The organism is Streptomyces sp. P9(2023) (genome assembly GCF_032436795.1).
Lineage (GTDB): Bacteria > Actinomycetota > Actinomycetes > Streptomycetales > Streptomycetaceae > Streptomyces.
In genome coordinates this window covers 1-277 of the sequence record NZ_JAUPWM010000411.1, presented here as the reverse complement: position 1 = coordinate 277, position 277 = coordinate 1, and the positions used below count along the sequence as shown (strand labels likewise).

Annotated in this window: 1 protein-coding gene; it reads right to left on the bottom strand. The window is 48.7% G+C overall.

Features of this window, described 5'->3' with window-relative positions; translation table 11 throughout:
• Positions 1 to 276, bottom strand: a 276-nt coding sequence (locus Q5762_RS40200) for an efflux RND transporter permease subunit (protein ID WP_399495590.1), incomplete at its 3' end; no start/stop codon positions are given.
• Position 277: the final 1 nt, after the last annotated feature.

Below are 277 nucleotides of genomic sequence, written 5' to 3'. Positions count from 1 at the left end.
CGAATCAAATGATGCTTTTTGCCGTATCCATCCATACACCAACGGAACAATAAACAGCGCCGCGAATGTAGAAGCTATCAACCCGCCTATTACCGCACGGCCAAGGGGGGCAGACTGATCACCAGCCTCACCCAGGCCACTGGCCATTGGTATCATACCGGCAATCATGGCAAGACTTGTCATTAAGATCGGTCTCAAACGAATGCTTGCCGCTACAGTAGCCGCTTTGAAAGGATTTTTATATTCGAGCCGTAAAGCTTCTGCATTGGTTACAATC